Origin of the sequence: Vibrio sp. 1727, from assembly GCF_033344415.1 — a bacterium.
Taxonomy (GTDB): domain Bacteria; phylum Pseudomonadota; class Gammaproteobacteria; order Enterobacterales; family Vibrionaceae; genus Vibrio; species Vibrio alginolyticus.
In genome coordinates this window covers 1-20,298 of record NZ_JAWPOT010000019.1, presented here as the reverse complement: position 1 = coordinate 20,298, position 20,298 = coordinate 1, and the positions used below count along the sequence as shown (strand labels likewise).

Genomic DNA, 20,298 nt, shown 5'->3' with positions numbered 1-20,298 from the left:
AAGGCTTAATTAGCGGAATTTTAGGCAAAAAAAAGCGAGTTTCCTGAGGAGAAACTCGCGAAGTCTATTCAGAATGAATGTAACAATATGAGCCAATCTATTAATCATCAGAAAGGACAAAAGGTTGTCTATTCGGGATAAATAGTAGTATTAGGCTTGGCTTCTAATGTCAGTGGTTTGTAAGAGTTAAGTCTGTTTTTTATCATCGAAAGACATTGTTACATTTCAAACCGATACATCACACCTATAGCTTGATACACATCAAGCGACACTTTTAAATCGCCATTTCATCCAAGGCACGAAATACCATTTCATCCATGTGACCATCGAAGATTTGACGACAAACTTTCCGACGCACCGCTAACCCCGCAATCAAGCGCTCGATGGTAAGATGCTTAACATCGTTCTGGGTGTTAAAAAGCTCGACGGTTTTACTTAATGTCTCATAAGGAATCGGCTCATCCCCTACCCTTAGCCAGTCGAGCTTCTCTATGTAATCTGAGCACTCCTCTTTGATTGAGGCATACGAGTGCCCTGTCATCGCAGACAAAGCCGTTATACTGCGTTCTAGAGCCTCTGGTGAGGTGTATTTAGATAGAGTAATGGTGATCTCATCAGCATTGATCTCTACCAAATGCTTTCTTTGCTTCACGCGTCGCCCTAAATTTCCTCTTGGAGACGGTGCTTTGCGTTGAATAGGCTCAAATTCGCCGTCTATGATGCCTGAGAGCTCCTCAAGCTGTTGTCGGGTTACCATCTCATTACGAAGTGGATTTGGCAGCGTAGGCGCCATGTTACGCTTTCCTGCGTTGGTCGTTCGCGCTCGCGAGTAACGTAAGACCTCTTCGACATCACATTTGATGTCGATCTGGTAGTCCATCACTTTGTCATTTTCGATCATGGTTTCGATCGTCAGGTGATAACCCCACAAATTAACGACGAATAGATCATCATTCCCTTTTCCATCAGACAAACGCTTTAGTTCTCGGATCAGATCCATGGAGAACCGACGCCATTCAATGTTACGTGCAAGCTTCTGATTTAACTCGCTCAACAGCATGCAATCTGTGTGTCGGCGCACCATACGGCTACGGAAAAACGAATACAGCTGGAACACCAACGTATGCTGTTTCAGGATTTCTGGTGGGAACAAGAAGAAATAATCGCGTGTTAGTAGTTCTTCATAGAACGACGGTTCCCACACCAAGATGTATAAGTTGGGTTTAATACGAATTTCGCCATCACTGCCCTCAACGGGCGCTTCTTCTGAAGCCGTGATGGTACGGGCTAAGAAGCGGAAGCGGTCACTCTTAAAGCCTTCGGGCATATTTTCACTGAGCCATCGGCCAGTGAGTTCATGCAGTTGGAAATCGGTAAACTCGATACGATCGATACTGTCACGGATGGAATCACGAGCTGGGCCACTGTCTTTTTTGCCTCTGAGCGACAAAATATCAGTGATGTATAGCGGCGTTTTGTTTGGTACGTGAGCCGCATCAAGCTGATACTGATCTTTGTGATGATCATGATACTGAACCGTTAACGTGAAGAGAGCGAACAGGGTCATGAGATCATCCACAGTCATGATATTTTTGGATGATCGCGTCTCAATAACGGCTTTTGTGCCAGAGATCGACACCATGGATTTCTGATAACTTTTTCGAGTTCTTGGTGGCGCAAGTGCTTGGTCAATGATCCCAGCCCAATTTGTTGGAGATACAACAAATTGATCAGCTTCATCTTTCATCGTGGGAGGTGTGTTTAACCCGTGCTCATTCAACAAACGTTTGTTTACTTGAGTCTGAGCCAATGCTTTCGAACGTTTTTGTTTCTCGTTCTGGCGAACTTTGTCTGTAACAAGACTTGTTGCTCCCAACACAGATATAAGCTGATTTGGATTCACAAATTTATGTAGCATCGTTTTACCAGCAAGTCCCTCTTCAAAACGCACTGGTGTTTGAGTAAATAAACCAATATTTACTGCTGCGCGCAAACGTTGTTGCAGAGCTGCACGTGTAAGTTGCCCATCTGTTGCTTCAACAATCTCTGTGGTTGAAACCAAACCATCCTTGCTGCTGAAGCCTCGTAATGAGATCAGATTAAGCAACTCTAAGATGCTTTTGGTCACCCCTTTGAAATGTTGGTACTGCTCTACCCAATCCGCAGAGGATTCATGTACCTCAAAAAGATGGCCATCTTTGTGGCTTCTCGGTGCTTTAATCAGAATTTTTTCATCAGCCGTCATTTTAGATCCAGATCACACTAGCCGTAGTTGTGCTATGGTTCCGAAGAATAAAGAAAAACAGATCATAAATAAAGAAAAAAGATTGTTTTTTAAATAACTGATCTTTTTGATTAATCTGATCTTAATTGATTATATGATCTAATGATCTGGCTTGAAATTTCTCGCTAAGCTTTTGTTCTATAAGGCTATTATTTTCATGTATTTCGGAACTATGATCATAAGAAGTCTGAAAGTATGATCAACAATAACCTGAAAGCATGATCATATTTATTCGTAAGCATGATCATTAAGGTTATGAAAAGATGATCAAAAGAGTCTTGAAACGATGATCATGATGTTTTTACAGGTTATCCACAGATGCAGTATTTAATAATGATCTTCACGATGATTATATTGTGCATTGGTGATGTTATTTATACTCGGATCGATGATCAAGAGCCAATATATCTATCGTTCTGGCGCCCATATTGATGAGATATCACTCATCTGATTAAAATACATTCAAGTCGCTCATATTTAGAAGTAAATACTAGTCTCTGCTTATTTACAGGAAGCATGATCATGAGAGCGTGATTTATCATAGCAACTTGAGCAATTTCATTGTTCCGGCTTCTATACCGTCAATTTCTGCTCAATCCCCCATTCTGTCTGCACTCAACCGTAAATCAGAGAAGAAAACTCATGCTTCCGAGAGATTCTAAGGCTTGATCATATTTCCGATTAATGGATCTTATTTTATTTGCGTGTTTACACCGTACTCTGCTCAATTTTTCCATGATCATGCTTTCGGATTTGTTTATTAACACGGAAGCATGATCATAAGTATACCTTGATCATACTTCCATAGATGTTTCGCTGGAACTGCCCTATTTTGCTCGGAGACATGATCAAGGTGTTCAGGTCTTTATTGCTCCGATATTACTTACTATTTTTCGTTTAAATTAGGTTGGTCTAACATAATCCGTAATTTAGCTTAAGATTATAATCGTTCCGGTAGAAAATTGATTTACATTGTAAATGAGTGACGCTGTAACACTTTTTATTTTTAAGTTTAGGTGTCCACTTATGAGAAGATTATTTGATTAAAAATAGTTATCTTTTTGACCATAAATCATAAAAGCGTCGATTTGGGTGTTTTTTTATGTGATGGTAATTCAAAATGTTCGTGCACCTTTTTGTTGTTTTTGGTCTTTACTGCTGTACAATTGCAATTATAAATCCTTCCAACGGAATTTGGCATGAAAAGAGAAAAAACGATTGAAAACCTTCTTGAGTTAGCGGAGCTGACTCAGCAGGTTCAAGCTGACCGTATTGAAATTGTTTTAGAAGAGCGAAGCGATAACTACTTCCCACCAATGTCGAAAGCGATGATGGAAACCCGTTCTGGTCTAACTCGCCGTAAGCTCGACGACGCGATTGGTAAAATGGAAGCCGCTGGGCATCAATTTACTAAAAACAACGCGAATCATTATTCAATTACGTTAGAAGAAGCACACATGCTCATGGATGCGGCTGAAGTGCCTAAATTTCATGAGCGTAAAAAGAATTCAGGTAACAAACCTTGGATTATTAATGTGCAGAACCAAAAGGGCGGTACAGGTAAATCAATGACCGCGGTTCATTTAGCGGCATGTTTAGCGCTAAATTTGGATAAACGATACCGTATTTGTTTAATCGACTTAGACCCACAAGGCTCGCTACGTTTATTCCTCAACCCGCAAATCAGCATGGCAGAGCATGATAATATCTATTCTGCGGTAGACATTATGTTGGGTAACGTGCCTGATGGTGTGGAAATTGACAGTGAATTTTTACGTAAAAACGTATTGCTGCCAACGCAATATCCGAACTTAAAGTCGATTTCAGCGTTTCCAGAAGACGCGATGTTTAATGCGGAAGCATGGCAAACGCTATCTGAAGACCCATCACTCGATATCGTCCGTCTGCTGAAAGAGCAACTGATTGATAAAATTGCTGATGACTTCGATATCATTATGATTGATACCGGTCCACACGTTGACCCATTAGTATGGAATGCTATGTATGCATCAAATGCCTTGCTAATTCCTTGTGCGGCTAAGCGTCTGGACTGGGCTTCAACAGTAAACTTCTTCCAGCATTTGCCTACGGTATATGAAATGTTCCCGGAGGACTGGAATGGTCTTGAGTTTGTTCGCTTGATGCCAACCATGTTTGAGGACGACAATAAGAAGCAAGTTTCTGTTTTAACTGAAATGAACTATCTTCTAGGTGACCAAGTTATGATGGCTACTATTCCTCGTAGCCGTGCGTTTGAAACCTGTGCCGATACCTACAGCACAGTATTTGATCTGACAGTAAGCGATTTTGAAGGCGGTAAGAAGACACTAGCCACCGCGCAAGACGCTGTTCATAAAAGCGCACTGGAATTAGAGCGTGTCCTGCACTCTAATTGGCCGTCATTGAATCAGGGGTAATAAGTAAATGGCTTTGAAAACGTCTGAATTAAACGCGAAATTATTTGGCAAAACGAATAAGCGTCGTGTTGTGACTCCGCAAGAGGCGCAAACTGCGGCAAAAGAGAAAGCTCAAACGATTGAACTAGCAGTTGCAGGTGAAAATATTGTTCAGTTTGAACTTGTGCGTATTCCTGCAAATAAAGTTGCGACAGAAACAACAGTATTTGTTGATAACGCTCGTGAGCAATCGTTCTTAAACGAACATGCTTTATCTGATGTTTTAGTCACACTCAAAGAGCGTGGCCAACAATATCCAGCTGTGGGTCGTAGAACTGAAGATGGCAAGATCGAAGTTTTAGATGGTAGCCGTCGTCGCATGTCTTGTATCCTCGCTGAACAAGATTTTTTGGTTTATGTTGCTGACAACATCAATACTGACCATGCTAAGTTTTTGTCTGATGTGGCAAATGCTCACAAACCGCTCTCTTTATACGAAAAAGGTAAAGAGATGCAGGCTAAGCTTGATAGTGGTGAAGCTGAGGATCAGAAAGCATTGGCAAAAATGTTCCAGTGCAGTGAAGCGTTGGTAAGTGGCGCTTTAAAAGCCGCAGCATTACCGTTAGAACTGCTTCAAGCGTATCCGAATGTTGGCGATCTCGGTCGCCCAACAATCGTGAAACTGCACAAACAGTTTTCAACGCTAACGCCAGAGCAGCAGCAAGAGCTGTTAGATAAATGTCGCTCTAGCGAAGGGTTTTTATGGCAGCGAAGCACAGCTCAAGGCGTTGCTCGTCTGACAAAAGAAGTCACGGAAAGCATCGAAAATTGGATTACTGAACTTGCACCAGCAAAACCTGGTAAGAAGACGGAAAAAGTCGACTTAGTTAAAGGTCGAGCAAGCTATAGCCGAAAAGGTAGTAGCCTGGCGTTGAACTTGAAGAAAGTTGACGACAGCTTAATGGAAGAGATTCTTGCGTTTGTACAAACCAAACTGCAATAACAAATGATGATTGAATCAACCGCCTCCGGGCGGTTTTTTTATATCTCAGAAGCGTCAAATTAAAGATGTGATACCATTGCGTCAGTTCAACGTTGGATAGACAAAATGCAGACACAATCTGATTTCCTTTCATCACTTCAACAACAAGCTCACCAATCTTTCCAAAGATTCGGCATCGTCATTCAAGGCGAGTCTTCTTGGCAAGATGCATTGGTGTCAGAGTTCCATAAAACACAGATGTATCAACGTTGGTTTTGTGTCGGCGATTTTGGTTTGGAAAACGCATACAGTGTTTCGCCTAAACAAGGGCACATGTTGTTAGGCAGAGAGTGTGACGTTCTATTGTTTGATGCTCGAGATGGCTTTGACGCAAATAGTTTTACCGCCGCGCTTGGCTCATTGGTTGGCGGTGGCCTTCTTATTATCATTACTGAGCCGCGACAACCTACGAATTTTGCTCAGCAATGGATGCACAAACAATGGGAGAAGCTCGTTGTTATCGAGCAAGACAGACCATTGCCAACGGCTCCAGACATCAAGCGAGCAGAAAAAGAAAGCCACTACACGGAACAAGAACATGCCATTTCTCTAATTGAAAAGGTGGTGACAGGACATCGAAAGCGACCGTTAATTTTGACCGCTGATCGTGGGCGCGGAAAAACAAGTGCCCTCGGCATTGCGTGTGCGAACTTATTACAGCAGAAGCCACTTAGAATCTTAATTACGGCACCATCTATAAAAGCCGTTGAGCCTGTTTACCAACATGCTTTACGTTTACTCCCTAACGCACAGCGCATTAAGAAGGACAGATTAGAATCAGGGCAGGGAGCCATTCAATTCATTGCTCCTGACGAACTTCTATCGAGCAGACCTGAATGTGATTTGTTACTTGTCGATGAAGCGGCTGCAATTCCAGTTCCTATGCTCAAAAGCATTACCGAACATTATCATCGACTCGTTTTTTCTACGACTGTTCATGGTTATGAAGGTTGTGGCCGGGGCTTTACGATTAAATTTGTTGATTGGCTTCAGAAACAGCGTTCGGGAATGAAAACATGGCACATGACACAGCCCATCCGCTGGAGCATGAATGATGCGCTTGAATCATGGCTCTATGACGCGTTTTTGTTGGATGCGGAGTTAACGCACCATCAACTTAAACAGGTCGACTCAATTTCCCTTTCTAAAGCCGATAAGAACAATTTGATATCGCAGCCTAGTTTGCTGCGTGAGTGCTTCGCTCTTTTGGTGAATGCTCATTATCAGACCTCGCCGAATGATTTGATTCACCTTTTGCAAGACGACAACAGTCAGCTCTATTTTGCTAAGCAAGATAATGCGGTTGTGGGGGTGATATTAGCGGTCGAAGAGGGGGACCTTGACGATGAATTGATTGAAGAAATCCAGCTTGGTAAGCGTCGTCCTAAAGGACACTTAGCCCCAATTACGATTGCAAACCACCTAGGATTCCCGAATGTCGCGAATCTATCGACGCTGCGAGTCATGAGAATTGCGGTTCATCCAGCATTGCAAGGCAAAGGCATTGGTCAAAAAATTCTGCAGCAACTTGAGCAAATGGCTGCTAAACACATTGCCTACTTATCCACGAGTTTTGGTGCGACGGAAGAGTTGCTCTATTTCTGGCGACAATCGAACTTCCGTACAATTCGCTTAGGGTCAATGCGCGATGCTGCTAGCGGTTGTTATTCAGTCTTGATGGTCAAACCTTGTGATTCCCAACAGACGGCTTGGGTCGACCAATCTCAGGCGCTATTTGAAGAAATGTTGTCTAACAATGTGGCTGACGTCTATCCAAAATTAGAAGCCCCTATTTTTCGAGCTCTATTGCCGCAACTTTTGGGAATGAGTCCACTTCATCCCGCTAAGTTATTGCTAATTGAATGTTATGCTGATGGTGGTAACAGTTATGAGTCTGTGTCTGTGTGGCTTCAACAGTGGTTACTTAATTTAGGTTTGAACTCTGTTTCCGACTTGATGATTAGTAAGCTTTTTCTCAACCGTAGTTGGACTGAATGTGCTCAGCAATTTGGTTTACCTGGAAGAAGGCAAGTTGAGCAGCAGTTAAGGGACGAAGTAAGACACATTTGGAGCGATTTACACTGTAAACAATAAAGGGAAATTTACACTGTAAATGAAATTATTGGGAGCTGATTTTACACTGTAAATCCAGCTCCTTTTTGTTTCAGCGTGTATTTTGATTGAGCTTTAGGTTAAATCGAGTTTTCTCTTAATATGCTGTTTAACCGTTATTGATGGATTACTTTCTTTAGTGACGTGAGCCCTATAATAAGAAATGCGAGGTTTGTTCAGAAAACGGATTTGGTTAGACTGAAAGTGTTGATGGGAAGCAAAGTGGTAAGGGTATGTGGAAGCTGTGTCTTGAGTTATCTGAAGATAAGACCAAGGTGATAGCCCGTCTTCCGGGAGAAGTGGACCTCGGTGGTGAGCTAAATCAAAATGAATTAAACGAGCAGCTCGTCGCAATGAACGCTGAAAGGATGTTTGTTGTTGAGGGGGAAGTCGTTAGGTTCATTAACTGCGCCAAAGAGCGTAAAGCCGAAGCTTACGAAGGCATCGTCATTGCGGAAAAACGCAACGCGCAAGTTGAGGTCGAATTATCGAATAATGACATGCTCGCCAGTATGAACGTTGTCGGTGCGTACGGAGGCCGAGGTTTACGTGGCCCCGAGATTGTTCAAGCCCTTGCTCAAGCGCGAGTTTCGAAAGGCATCAACAAACTGGCTTTGAAGAAAGTGTTGGTTGTCAGCACTCAGCTCAAACCCGGCGAAACTTTTTCTCAACCTGTAGCGGTTGGTAAGCAACCTATCAAAGGCAAAGACGCTCTTTTTACTCCTCTCGTTAAAGACATCACCAAACGCATCCTCAAACCCAAAGACGGCCAATCTGCTAGCGACAAAATTGATTTACGTAACCTCGGTGAAACTATCGCGGTTGACGTAGGCGATGAGGTGATGCGCCGCACGCCTGCGACCAAAGGTACGCCAGGTTTTACTGTTCAAGGGCGAGTGATTCCTCCACAAGCTGGAAAAGACAGCCCAATGAAGCCAGGCAAGGGCACCGAGATAAGCAAGCACGACCCAAACCTATTGATTGCATCGGTATCCGGCACGCCTCTAATTAAAGACAAAACCATTGAAGTTGATAACGCACTCTGTCTCAATAGCGTTGGCGTGAATACAGGTCACGTGAAATTCAAAGGGAATGTGATTATCGGTGGCAACATTGAATCCGGCATGATTGTTAAAGCGACGGGTTCTATTACTGTAGGCGGCTTCATTGAATCGGCTGACGTACAAGCGCAAGACGACATTCAAGTTGGTAAAGGGATCATTGGCCACACCGTGAGTGATGGCCAGCCAAAGAGTTGTCACGTCAAAGCCAAAGGTTCGATTCGTGCCAGCTACGCCCAATATTGTGATTTGCAAGCCGGCGAAGATATTGAGTTGGCGGTGCACAGCATGAATAACGATATTGTTTGTGGGCGCAATCTGACGGTGCTAGATGCGAACGGTAGGAACGGCACGCTTAGCGGCGGAGATGTAAAAGTCGGTGGCAAAGTGGTGTGCTTACAATTGGGCGTAGAAGGCGACACCGCCACTAAGGTAGAAGCGTTCGCACGCTATTATGCATTTAAGGAGCGATTAGCAGAGCTCAAAGATCAATACAAATACGCTCAAGAAGGAACGATGGATGTGATTCGTAAAGAGCTCGAATTTAAGAAACGTCCTAAAGCCGAACGTACCGACGAAGAACAAGCTCAGATTGACGTGATGAAAACACAAAACAACGAGCAGCTTGAAGCGATAAAGCAAAAGCTAGAACAAACGGAACACGACTTTGAAGTCGCGTTAGAAGAAAATATTGTCGAAGCCAAAGAGCGTGTCTTCACTCGCGTGACAGTGCTGTTTGGCGACGAGCAGGTAACGACAAAGCGCGCTCATGGCGGTTGTTCGTTCCGTTTCAATCAATACGAAATTAAAGTTTCGGCGAACTTGGAAGAAGAGGACGTCGCTGCGGTTTAAGCTTTCTTACTCACTGAGCCCACACGTCGCAACAAGATGTGTGGGCTTTTTTTATCTACAAATCGACAATGTGCTCTTGATAGTAGTCCGCAAGCGCACCGACTTGGCTGCTACACATTACTTTCATTGCTTGTTTAATGTGTTCTATTGGCCAGTTCCACCATTGGATATTGAGTAGAGTTTCAATCTCTTTATCGCTAAATCGTTGACGTACGACTTGGTTGTTTCCAACCACCACAGAATAAGGTTGCACGTCTTTCGTCACTACGGTGCGTGCTCCGATGACGGCTCCATCGCCGATGTTTACTCCGGGCATGATCATCGCCTCACTGCCAATCCAAACATCATTCCCCACCACTGTATCTCCGGCACGCTCGAAACCGTCTTGTACGCCTTCTCCAAATTCTTCAGGAGAGAAGGGGAAGGTCGAAATCCAGTCAATGCGATGACCTTGGTTTCCTGCCATCATGAAGGTGGCTCCAGAAGCGATGGAACAAAACTTGCCAATGATTAATTTGTCGATGCTATCGGGTTCTCTACTTTGCCATTCTTGAAGTGTGACGGGGTCACCCAACAAGTAGCGTACCGCTTGCTCTTCGAAGCTTTTTTGATGATAGAAGCCCGAGTAATAGCTGTAATCGCCAACGATGATATTGGGATTAGTGATGTGATCTTTAATGACTTGACCTTTTAACCACGTGTCGAAAACACTCATAACTCATCCTTTCAAATTTAGGTTGTACAGAGTTTAGAGGCTTTCTATTATTTCCAGTAGTTTGATTTTAGAGATTCAGAATTACTGTATGGAAATAAAATGGCTCAGCTACGTACCACTTTACGTCGCTTTGTGTGAGGAACGAAGTATTGCTGGTGCAGCAAAGCGACTGAATTGTTCGAATGCGCATGTAAGTCGGCAACTTAAACAGCTTGAAGACATATTGTCGGTGCAGCTTATTCAGCGAACTACGCGCCAGTTTAATTTGACCTACGATGGTTTGCGGTTTTATCAGCAGGTAAAGCAACTGCTCGAAGGCGCTGAGCAGATCAATGAGCAAGTGATGGCAAACGAGATCGTATCGGGAAAATTGAGAATAGCGGCGTCCGCTTCTTTTGGAGCCGCGTTACTCAGCCAAACATTGATCGATTTTCGATTGCAACATCCACAAGTGAGCGTCGAAGTGATATTCACAGAGACACCTCTCGACTTGATTGAAGCTGGGTTTGATATCGCATTCTACTTTACCGATACTCCTCCTGAGGGTTACGTCGGCCATCAGTTACGCGCTTTACACTGTAAACCGATCGCTCATCGCTCGTATTTAGCTGATAAACCAAATGTAAGTACGCCAGAGGAGCTTGGTGACTTAGAGCACATCCTTTATAAAAGTCGCGACTTGGTGTTAGATAAGTGGATGTTTAGGCATAAGCAAACTCATCAGCAGTGCAGCATTGAGTTAGAAAGTACGCTGAGTTTTAATCTTGTCCAGTCCATGTTGGATGCTACTTTGGCTGGCTGTGGCGTAGCCATGTTAGATGAATTTGCACTGGCTAAACTCGACCCTGCACAAAAAGAACAACTCGTGAGTTTGCTGCCAGAATGGCAAACGGATGCGATTTTGCCGCTTTATCTGCTTTACCCAAAACGTGAGCACTTACCAAGAAGAACGCGAGCGTTCATTGATCACTTTAGGAACATATATTCTGTCGGCGAATAGCGACAACAAACTTAGTGACAATAGAGGAAGCAAAGGAATGCGAAAACACTGTATTGCGATTGGCGGTGGGGGCTGGATGATGGAAGAGAATCCGAGCCCACTCGATCAATACATTTTGTCTTTGTCTGGTAAGGAGAATCCAAACATTTGTTTTCTACCGACAGCTACGGGAGACGCCGATGAAGTGATTGAACGTTTTTACGATGCGAAGCTTAGTGAAAACGTGACCCATTTTCCGCTGTTTAAGTTTGAAGCTGGTTGGAAAGAAACGCTATTTGAACAAGACATCATTTACGTCGGTGGCGGTAATACGCGTTCGATGTTGGCCATTTGGCGCGAATGGGGAATCGATAGAATACTCAAGCAGTGTTATGAACAAGGCATCATCATTTGTGGCATGAGCGCAGGTGCAATTTGTTGGTTTGAGTTTGCGGTGACAGACAGTGATCCCGAAGCATACCAAGTTATGCGTTGTCTTGGATTTATTGACGGTTTGGCTGCGGCGCATTTTTCTCATGTAGGTGAGAAGTTCGAGGTTTTCCAAGCCTTTGCTCGTTCTCAACCGAGCATCACTTGTTATGGCATTCACGATTATGCGGCATTGCACTTTGTCGATGGAAAATTGTTAGCTACTGTCACCAGCTTTCCTGATGCTGGCGTGTTGGTTAAAACAGGTAACGAAGAAAACATATTACGAGGGTGAGCTTCTTCAAATCAGCATTAAAGGCAATAACTACTGACCGGACACAGAAGAAGCTCATGGATTCAGCTAACTTACATTAAGTATCGTGCTTACAGCTCGTAACGTAGACCTAAGTGGTAGTAGCTTTCGTCTGCGTGCGCACCGCCAAACGAGACTTCTTGTCCATTGCTGTAGCCACGCGAACCGTTACGATCAACGTAGTTTGTGTAGATAGAAGAACGAGGCGTCAGTTTGTATTGCACTTCTAGCGTTGTATCTTTCAGCTCTAGCTCGTCACCCTCACTGTTTTCTAAAGAACGATAACCAGCACGCAGTACCCATTTGTCATTTACACTGTAAACCGCCGTTAGTTCCATCACTTTGTCGGTACTGGTTTGTGAGTAATAGCCCTCTAGTTCATCTTCCGAGTACAACGCACCCAACATCAAATCACCTAGGTAGTAACGTGTACCTGCGCCCCAGAATGTGTAATCGGTGTCGTTGCTTTCACGCGCATCACCTTTATTTTTCTGCATCGCCACCACTGGTGCCAAGGTACCCAAATTCCCCATGTCTAGCGTATAACGCAGTGCAGCGTTGTAACCGTAGTCGAGCTCAGAAGTGTTGTTTCCTAAAATGTACGCGACAGAAAAGTCGAAATTACCTAGGCTGTTTTGATATTGCAGCGTGCCATCTTGACGGAAAACTTGCGTCGCGGTTTTGTCGACTTTATTCGCTTGGCGCGCCATAGAAACATCGGAAGAGGCGAACACATCACCAATGTCGGTAAACATAATCAATCCAGATGCCACGCGACCACCAGTAATGCGACCATAATCTTTCGCATCAATACCTGCCCATACATAACGTGAGGTCAGAGACGGTTTGTCGTTTACTTGGTTTGCGTATTCAGCGGCACCCACTTGGTATTGCGCTTGGCCGATGATCGACGCGTACTCGTTGATGGTTTGTGAACCGTTTAAACCAATACGGCCATCAAACTCGCCATTTGCATCGCCATGCTCATCATTTTTACTGGTGACATTGAAACCAAGACGAGAGTAAATATTTAAAACTGACCCATCTTCCGCTTGATACAGCTGCGCTGCCATTGCGTTTGATGCCATCAATGTAGGGAGAAGTAGAGCCAAAATGTGCTTTTTCATGATTAACGACCTTTCATTTCTATTGTTTTAGGTACGACAAAGCCCCTTCCGAGTAACGGAATAAGAAAATTGTCGTGAAGTAGAGAGAGGGTGCGCCCTTGTTTGCCAAGGACGCGAGCTAGTCCATTCCTATAGGGGAAGAATGATTTAGCTTAAATCGACGTCTTTGCAGCCAAAGAAGTAAGTCGCGAGGAAGCCGACGATGTAAGAGATAAGCAGGCCGGCAACAAACACCATCATGCCCGGGAAGATGCCATTTTCAGATGTCATGAGAGGAATCGCCACGATACCGGACGGGCCAAACACCGTATTAAGACCAACTGGTAAGCCAAGGTAAGAAACTAAGCCGATAAAGAAGCCGCCCGCAGCACCACCAATACAAGCGGTAACGAATGGTTTTACGCGTGGTAATGTCACGCCGTAAATCAATGGTTCGCCAATGCCTAGAAGACCCGGAATAATAGCGCCTTTAACTTGAGTGCGCAGTAGAGCGTCTTTTTTGGCTCTGAAATACAGCGCCATTGACGCGCCAACCTGACCGCCACCAGCCATCGCCAGGATAGGGAATAGCGAGTTAAAGCCCTGTGCTTCCATCAATGCGAAGTACACTGGAACAAAACCCTGGTGGATGCCAAATACCACAGAAATTAAGAACAAACCTGCCAAGATTGCAGCGCCTAATGGGTTATCGTTCAAGTTGAGGAACAACCAAGACATCCCTTTAAATAACTCGCCGCCGATTGGCATGATGATCAAGAAGGTTACCGCACCCATGATCAACAGAGTGATAACGGACGTTAAGATCATGTCCAGATCATCTGGCATGTATTGACGAACCTTACGCTCGACTTGCGCACCGATGATCGCCGCCAAAAGTACGCCGATAATGTTGCCGCGCGGATCAATCGCAAAGCCGAAAAACTCGTTCATGCCAGAGTAAATACCGGATGTAGCCTCTGGGTTGTAACCCAGCACAAACAAAGAGGCGAGAATGGCACCATTAACACCAGAGCCGCCAAACGCTTGCTGCGCGTTGTAACCAATCAGAATACTTAGGAAAGCAAACAGACCCTTACCAAAGACTTTCATGTAGGCGATCAAATCCAACATAAACTGGCTTGGTGTCTGGTCGAGAACAAACATCTGTTCCAATAACGTCGCAAAACCTAGCAACAAACCAGCGGCAATAAAGCCAGGGATCAACGGCGTAAAGATGGTAGCAAACTTGCTTAAAAAACGCTGAACCGCACTGGTTTGTTTGCTCTTCATCTGTTTTTTCTGCTCGGCCGCGACGGCAGAAAGATCTTGTTGCGGCATATCTGCTTCTTCACTGTCACCAGAGGTTAAGCTGTCGATCAGTTGATTCATCATCTCAGCCGCTTGTTGAGCTTTTCCGGGACCGAGAATGATCTGAAACTGCTCATCGCTTTCCACCACACCCATTACGCCGGGAATTTGCTTGATAACTGATTGATCAGCCAAGCCATTGTTGGCGAGCGATAAACGCAAACGCGTCATACAGTTACCACATTTGCTTACGTTGTTACTGCCACCCACTGCGGACAGCAACTGCGATACTGTGTTTGAAGTTATTTTTGCCATAGGGTCTATCCTTCAGAACTCGGATTATTTAGTTATTATTTAGTGCTGCGCGAATAAAGCCGTTGTGCGCGGCGAGGCGTGATTTGGCTTGTTCGGCATCCAAATCGGCCAAAATCATTAAGATGGCGGTTTTGCAGTGGCGACCGCAGGCCTTTAATGCTCGCTCTGCTTCTTCTTTTGATGCGCCGGTTGCTTCCACAACAATGTTGGTTTGGCGTTGGATGAGCTTGGCGTTAGTGGCTTCTACATCCACCATTAAGTTGCCAAATACCTTACCGCTACGAATCATTGCGCCTGTCGTGAGCATGTTTAGCACCAGTTTTTGTGCGGTGCCGGCTTTCATGCGAGAAGATCCAGTGACAACCTCTGCGCCAACTATCGGCAGAATCGCGATGTCGGCCGCTTCTGCCATGGCACATTCTGGATTACAGGCGATAGATGCGGTTGTGGCTCCGATGGATTTAGCGTAGTCCAAACCACCTAGTACATAAGGTGTACGGCCACTCGCTGCAATGCCTACAACCACGTCATGCTTGGTGAGGTGAAGTGCTTTTAAGTCGTCTTGACCCATTTTCGCGTTGTCTTCTGCGTTTTCTACCGCTTTTAAAATCGCTTGATGTCCACCAGCAATTAAGCCAATCACCATATCTGGATGCGTGCCGTAGGTAGGAGGACACTCGCTTGCATCAAGAATGCCTAAGCGACCTGACGTACCAGCTCCCATGTAAATTAAACGGCCACCATTTGCAAAAGCTTGGGTAATTGCGTCAACTGTCTCTGCAATTTGTGGTAGCACCGCTTTTAACGCGAGCGGGACTTTTTGATCCTCTTCATTAATGACTTGCAGCATCTCGATGGTCGAAAGCGTATCGATCTCGGCACTGGCTGGGTTACGGCTTTCTGTCACCAATCTGCTTAAATCAATTTTCATGTTTTGCACTCTTCGTAATGTTCAATCTGAGGGCGATTTTATGGAATAAAATATTCAGGTTTGGTGATAAAAATCACACTTGAGGTTATTCTTTATGCAGGAGAAATTTGGAATAATGAGAGAAAATATACGTCTATTACGTCCGGGATTAACTGTCTTGGTTAGAATAATCAGGAGGTTAAATCAAACGCCTATTATTTCTGATTTGGAATAATTTATTTAAAATTTTTGAGGTTTTTGTTGTGTCAGTTATCAATAAGATAGTCGCGAGGCGTACTCAGCTTTCGCAAAGTGGTCGTTTGGTCGGCGATTGGATTGTTGAAAACGCAGAAAAGGCGGCGCTGCTCACTAGCCAAGAACTTGCGGCGCAAGTAAAAGTGAGTCAATCGAGCATTGTGAAATTTACTCAGCGTATCGGCTTTAAAGGTTACAGCGAGTTTAAATTAGCTCTGAATGAAGAGATTGGCCGTAAGCATGCGATGCAGTCGACACCGCTGCACAGTGATATTTTGGCTGACGACCCCATTGCGGTTATTTCACAGAAACTGGTGAAAGCGAAAACCGACGCTATGTTTCAAACCACCAATACGCTGTCTTACGAAGCGTGTCACCAAGCGGTGAAATGGTTGAGTGAAGCGCGTCGAGTGCAAGTGGTCGGGATTGGGGGCTCTGCACTGACCGCGAAGGATTTAAGCTTTAAGCTGCTTAAACTTGGTGTTACGGCGCTTTCTGAACAAGACAGCCACGTGCAGATTGCTGTTGCCCGCACGCTCTCTCCAGAAGATGTTCAGATCGCAATCTCGTTTTCGGGTGAGCGCAAAGAAATTCTCGTTGCGGCAGAAGCGGCAAAAGAGCAGGGCGCGAAGGTGATTGCGTTATCTGCGCCTGGAAGAAGTCGCTTGCGCGGTATTGCCGATATTACGTTTGATACGATTGCCAATGAAACGGAACATCGCAGCTCATCCATTGCTTCGCGTACCGCGCAAAACGTGATCACCGATTTGCTGTTTATCATCTTGGTTCAGCAAAGAGACGACAGTGCCCGTCAGTTGATCAGCGATATCAGTACCGACATTAAACAGATCCTCACATGATCGCTTAACCAACAGCGGACTAAAGATCCGGATCGTGCATCAGTAAAGCAATAAAAGCGGACAGATGCTTTTCAATGGTGAGATCGGCAGAAATCGCGGGCAATTCCAACGTGATGCAAGGTAAATCACGCTCATTACACCAAGTGCCGAATGAGCCGGGTGTTTCGTAGTCGACATCGTCAACGATTGGCAGTTGAAACTGCTCGCCGAGCCATTTGGCAAGGTTGGAATGTTTGGGATCATCCACAAACGCAAGCGGTTCATGAAATGACACCACAAACTTTGGCCTACGTAGTTCAATCAAGTTAATTAATGCGCCAACTTCTGGCTCTAGCTGGTTTTTAGAGCCTGTTTTCACCTTTACGTCTCGAACGGGTGTGTGAGAGCTCCATCGATACACGGTGCCATGCTCTGTCCAATTTGGGGTTGGAAACGCGCGATTGAGATCCACTTGGTTTGCATTTGCACGTGTGCCTAGCTGGTTGCCGTCAGGATTCATTGACAGAATCACATCATGTCGTAAGTTTTCAGCAGGCAAGCTTCTTAGCGCGCAGGACAAACCTGCAATCGAGGCCGTCTCGTCCCCGTGAGTGCCTGCCAAAATCAAACCTCGCGAAGCACTTTCGACTTGAGCCGGAAAATACAGTAATGGCGCACCAAGCACGGATTGACCGTATGATGTTGGCCGAATTAAAAATGCCGCTCTTTCCGTTCTTGGAATTAGACTCACCGTAATCTCCTGATTGATGAAGTAGTATCAATATCTAAGCTAATTACACCTAGCTAAACTGAACCGTTTAAACTCGTCAACGGTTGAAATGTTAATTGTGGCACTTGCTTCACAAGACGCGTTAGGAGAACGAAAAACGATATGGATTTTAAAAAACATTCAACGGCGTTGCTGATTTCCTCTTTATTCACCCCTTTTCTTGCTACATCAGTTGCTGCGGAGACCTTACCTAAAGGCATTCAACTTGCCGCAGAACAGCATTTAGTACGTGCGAATGACGCAGAGGCGGCGACGCTTGACCCAGCGAAAGCCGAAGGTCTGCCAGAAATGCATGTGATTCGTGACTTATTTGAAGGGCTTGTGATTCAAGATCGTGACGGAAACATTATTCCCGGTGTGGCAGAATCATGGGAAACCAACGACAACCAAACCTTTACTTTTCACTTGCGCAAAGACGCGAAATGGTCGAATGGCGAGCCTGTGACAGCGGATGATTTTGTTTATTCACTGCGCCGAGCGGTGGACCCGAAGACCGCTTCTCCAAATGTTTGGTATCTCAAACTCACCAAGATCAAAAACATCGCCGATGTAGCAGAGGGCAAAAAGCCTTTGGACGATCTCGGTATCAAGGCAGTGGATAAATACACCCTACGTTTTGAGTTGGACAGTCAAGTGCCGTACTTTGTTGCCATGACTGGGCACACGTCCATGATGCCAGTGCATCAAGCGACAGTGGAAAACCGCGACAAGCCGTGGAGCGATCCAGACCAATTTGTTAGCAACGGTGCATTCACATTGGATAAGTGGGTCGTGAATGAGCGCATTGAACTGGTTAAGAGTCCAAATTACTGGGACAGCGCAGATACGCATTTAAACAAAGTGACTTACATTCCGTTTGAAAACCAAAACGCGTCAATCAATCGTTATGCGGCAGGAGAGCTGGATATCACGTCAGATGTGCCGACTCATATGGCGCAGAAGCTTAAACAAGATTACAAGCAGGCTTACACGGTGGTGCCATTACTGTGCACGTATTACTACGCGTTCAATACCACTCGTCCGCCATTTGATGATGCGCGAGTGCGTCAAGCGGTGTCGTACTCCATCATGCGTGATGTGATTACGAATGGTGTCACGCAAGTGGGCAACCTTCCTGCGTACACCTTTGCGCATCAGTACACTGCCGGTTTTGATGCGACGCCCCCTGAGTATAGTAAATGGAGTCAGCAACAACGTGACGAGAAAGCGCGTCAGTTGTTAAAAGAAGCGGGTTACAGCCAAGACAAGCCGCTCGATTTTAAATTGCTGTACAACACCAGTGAGGCAAACAAATCGATCGCGGTTGCGATAGCGTCGATGCTACAAAAAAATCTCGGTGCAAACGTGGAGTTAGAAAACCAAGAGTGGAAGTCGTACTTAGTGGCGCGTAAACAAGGCAATTTCGATGTGATGCGTGCTTCCTGGTGCGGTGATTACAATGAAGCGTCTACTTTCCTGAGCTTACTTCGCTCAGGTTCTTCGGGTAACTTTGCACGTTACAGCAATGCAGCGTACGACAACGCGATGAACAGTGCATTGGCTGCAACCGATGAGAAAGCGCGCCAAGGATTTTACGACCAAGCTGAACGGTTGCTGGCGGCAGATATGCCCATTGCGCCAATCTATTATTACATGCAAGCGCGTTTGGTTCGTCCTACGGTTGGCGGTTTTGCCAAGAGCAACGTAGAAGGTCGTATCTACTCGAAAGACCTCTACATCAAGAAGTAGCGCTCAAAACAAGCGATAAATATGAAGCCCCGAAGATGTATCTTACGGGGCGTCTTTTTATTGTTAGCGAGTGGAGAGCTTGTTCACGAGCATAGCGACTCGTTTGCCAAGATACTCTGCTGTTGCAACATCAGAAGCATGCAACTGACCATCTTCACCACCTTGTGCAACAATACCACCTTGTACACCATAACGATTCAGGTTTTGCTCCCCAGAATTGCTGATCTTATCCAACCCGACCCACATCATGCCGTGTTGGTTAGCGAGCGTTTGTAGATATTGTAATGTGCAAGATTGGTCGCCATTCATTGCCCCACCACTGGTAAAGCCAGCCGCGATTTTGCTCGCCCATTTTTGGTAATACCAAGATTCACTGCTTGCATCTGCAAATGCTTTAAACTGCGCTGCTACACCTCCCATATAGGTCGGTGAGCCAAAGATAATCGCATCACACTCAGCAAGTTCATCCATTAGTTTAGGGTTCACAAAACGTCCCTCAATAATCTCACTGCCTTCAATTCGGTGAGAGAGGATTTCACATTCATCTTGCTGTTTAATGCCTTGTTGTTCAACACCTGCGGCAATCGCGCGAGCAAGCTGACCAGTAACGTCGGTTTTAGAGAAATAAATAATCGCAATTTTGGACACAATGGTTCCTTTTTTCATTGTTGATCTTTAATCGTGCGACTAAGGCTAAAACCTCAATCTAAGTTGAGGTCAACACTAAAACTTAAAAAGAAGTGCATTAAAAAAGCCGATGTAGATACATCGGCTTTTTAGTGGGTTATGTGCCGTCCTAAATAAGGTTGACACTTTCCACCCCCAAAATTGGAGAGTGTTATGAAATCAACAACTAAAAGAACT

15 protein-coding genes are annotated in these 20,298 nt (G+C 45.0%); 8 read left to right on the top strand and 7 right to left on the bottom strand.

What is annotated here, in order from left to right; translation table 11 throughout:
* Positions 1–274: 274 nt before the first annotated feature.
* On the bottom strand, positions 275–2,245 hold the full coding sequence (locus R8O10_RS17535) for a replication initiator protein RctB domain-containing protein (protein ID WP_017635223.1): 1,971 nt from the start codon (positions 2,243–2,245) through the stop codon (positions 275–277).
* Between the two features lie 1,238 nt (positions 2,246–3,483).
* Between R8O10_RS17535 and R8O10_RS17530 the strand changes: the two genes are divergently transcribed.
* The 4 genes from R8O10_RS17530 (at position 3,484) to R8O10_RS17515 (ending at position 9,747) form a co-directional block, all read left to right on the top strand.
* A complete protein-coding gene (locus R8O10_RS17530) occupies positions 3,484–4,701 on the top strand; it encodes an AAA family ATPase (protein ID WP_005374503.1) in 1,218 nt (405 codons plus the stop codon).
* A 7-nt stretch (positions 4,702–4,708) separates the two neighbouring features.
* Positions 4,709–5,683, top strand: a complete 975-nt coding sequence (locus R8O10_RS17525) for a ParB/RepB/Spo0J family partition protein (RefSeq protein WP_005374504.1) — start codon at positions 4,709–4,711, stop codon at positions 5,681–5,683.
* A gap of 105 nt (positions 5,684–5,788) precedes the next feature.
* Entirely contained in the window at positions 5,789–7,816 is a 2,028-nt protein-coding gene (locus R8O10_RS17520) for a tRNA(Met) cytidine acetyltransferase TmcA (protein WP_318191581.1), read from the top strand.
* 251 nt (positions 7,817–8,067) lie between these two features.
* Positions 8,068–9,747: a FapA family protein gene (locus tag R8O10_RS17515; RefSeq protein ID WP_318191580.1), complete on the top strand. Its 1,680-nt coding sequence runs from the start codon at positions 8,068–8,070 to the stop codon at positions 9,745–9,747.
* A 55-nt stretch (positions 9,748–9,802) separates the two neighbouring features.
* On the opposite strand, the gene catC is transcribed toward R8O10_RS17515, so the two are convergent.
* A complete protein-coding gene (catC, locus tag R8O10_RS17510; RefSeq protein WP_025516497.1) occupies positions 9,803–10,462 on the bottom strand; it encodes a type C chloramphenicol O-acetyltransferase in 660 nt (219 codons plus the stop codon).
* A gap of 88 nt (positions 10,463–10,550) precedes the next feature.
* On the opposite strand from catC, the gene R8O10_RS17505 reads away from it, so the two are divergent.
* Positions 10,551–11,462, top strand: coding sequence for a LysR family transcriptional regulator (locus R8O10_RS17505; protein WP_318191579.1), 912 nt, complete (start codon positions 10,551–10,553; stop codon positions 11,460–11,462).
* A 37-nt stretch (positions 11,463–11,499) separates the two neighbouring features.
* Positions 11,500–12,165 (top strand): peptidase E, encoded by a 666-nt coding sequence (locus R8O10_RS17500; protein ID WP_053303966.1) that lies wholly within the window; start codon positions 11,500–11,502, stop codon positions 12,163–12,165.
* A gap of 89 nt (positions 12,166–12,254) precedes the next feature.
* Here R8O10_RS17500 and R8O10_RS17495 read toward each other — a convergent pair whose 3' ends face one another.
* The 3 genes from R8O10_RS17495 to murQ all read right to left on the bottom strand — a co-directional run bounded on the left by R8O10_RS17495 (position 12,255) and on the right by murQ (position 15,843).
* Entirely contained in the window at positions 12,255–13,310 is a 1,056-nt protein-coding gene (locus R8O10_RS17495; RefSeq protein ID WP_318191578.1) for a porin, read from the bottom strand.
* 147 nt (positions 13,311–13,457) lie between these two features.
* Positions 13,458–14,912 (bottom strand): PTS N-acetylmuramic acid transporter subunit IIBC, encoded by a 1,455-nt coding sequence (gene murP / locus R8O10_RS17490; RefSeq protein WP_053303964.1) that lies wholly within the window; start codon positions 14,910–14,912, stop codon positions 13,458–13,460.
* A gap of 28 nt (positions 14,913–14,940) precedes the next feature.
* The gene (gene murQ / locus R8O10_RS17485) at positions 14,941–15,843 is read right to left on the bottom strand and encodes an N-acetylmuramic acid 6-phosphate etherase (protein ID WP_170893901.1); all 903 of its coding nucleotides are present in this window, start codon (positions 15,841–15,843) and stop codon (positions 14,941–14,943) included.
* A 242-nt stretch (positions 15,844–16,085) separates the two neighbouring features.
* Here murQ and R8O10_RS17480 point away from each other — a divergent pair, with 242 nt between their 5' ends.
* On the top strand, positions 16,086–16,937 hold the full coding sequence (locus R8O10_RS17480; RefSeq protein ID WP_085569463.1) for a MurR/RpiR family transcriptional regulator: 852 nt from the start codon (positions 16,086–16,088) through the stop codon (positions 16,935–16,937).
* A gap of 19 nt (positions 16,938–16,956) precedes the next feature.
* Here the strand turns inward: R8O10_RS17480 and mpaA are convergent, their stop codons facing one another.
* A complete protein-coding gene (mpaA, locus tag R8O10_RS17475; RefSeq protein WP_085569462.1) occupies positions 16,957–17,667 on the bottom strand; it encodes a murein tripeptide amidase MpaA in 711 nt (236 codons plus the stop codon).
* A gap of 141 nt (positions 17,668–17,808) precedes the next feature.
* Here mpaA and R8O10_RS17470 point away from each other — a divergent pair, with 141 nt between their 5' ends.
* Positions 17,809–19,434 carry an ABC transporter substrate-binding protein gene (locus tag R8O10_RS17470; protein ID WP_258497947.1) on the top strand — a complete coding sequence of 542 codons (1,626 nt, stop codon included), beginning with the start codon at positions 17,809–17,811 and terminating at the stop codon, positions 19,432–19,434.
* Positions 19,435–19,497: 63 nt separating this feature from the next.
* Here R8O10_RS17470 and R8O10_RS17465 read toward each other — a convergent pair whose 3' ends face one another.
* Positions 19,498–20,082: a flavodoxin family protein gene (locus R8O10_RS17465; RefSeq protein ID WP_258476643.1), complete on the bottom strand. Its 585-nt coding sequence runs from the start codon at positions 20,080–20,082 to the stop codon at positions 19,498–19,500.
* Between the last annotated feature and the right edge of the window lie 216 nt (positions 20,083–20,298).

Excerpts from the sequence above, each read along its gene's own strand:
- R8O10_RS17535 (WP_017635223.1), bottom strand. The coding sequence starts at position 2,245 with ATGACGGCTGATGAAAAAATTCTGATTAAAGCACCGAGAAGCCACAAA.
- R8O10_RS17525 (WP_005374504.1), top strand. The coding sequence starts at position 4,709 with ATGGCTTTGAAAACGTCTGAATTAAACGCGAAATTATTTGGCAAAACG.
- R8O10_RS17470 (WP_258497947.1), top strand. The coding sequence starts at position 17,809 with ATGGATTTTAAAAAACATTCAACGGCGTTGCTGATTTCCTCTTTATTC.
- R8O10_RS17505 (WP_318191579.1), top strand. The coding sequence starts at position 10,551 with ATGGAAATAAAATGGCTCAGCTACGTACCACTTTACGTCGCTTTGTGT.
- murQ (WP_170893901.1), bottom strand. The coding sequence starts at position 15,843 with ATGAAAATTGATTTAAGCAGATTGGTGACAGAAAGCCGTAACCCAGCC.
- R8O10_RS17520 (WP_318191581.1), top strand. The coding sequence starts at position 5,789 with ATGCAGACACAATCTGATTTCCTTTCATCACTTCAACAACAAGCTCAC.
- R8O10_RS17530 (WP_005374503.1), top strand. The coding sequence starts at position 3,484 with ATGAAAAGAGAAAAAACGATTGAAAACCTTCTTGAGTTAGCGGAGCTG.
- R8O10_RS17495 (WP_318191578.1), bottom strand. The coding sequence starts at position 13,310 with ATGAAAAAGCACATTTTGGCTCTACTTCTCCCTACATTGATGGCATCA.
- catC (WP_025516497.1), bottom strand. The coding sequence starts at position 10,462 with ATGAGTGTTTTCGACACGTGGTTAAAAGGTCAAGTCATTAAAGATCAC.
- murP (WP_053303964.1), bottom strand. The coding sequence starts at position 14,912 with ATGGCAAAAATAACTTCAAACACAGTATCGCAGTTGCTGTCCGCAGTG.
- R8O10_RS17515 (WP_318191580.1), top strand. The coding sequence starts at position 8,068 with ATGTGGAAGCTGTGTCTTGAGTTATCTGAAGATAAGACCAAGGTGATA.
- R8O10_RS17500 (WP_053303966.1), top strand. The coding sequence starts at position 11,500 with ATGCGAAAACACTGTATTGCGATTGGCGGTGGGGGCTGGATGATGGAA.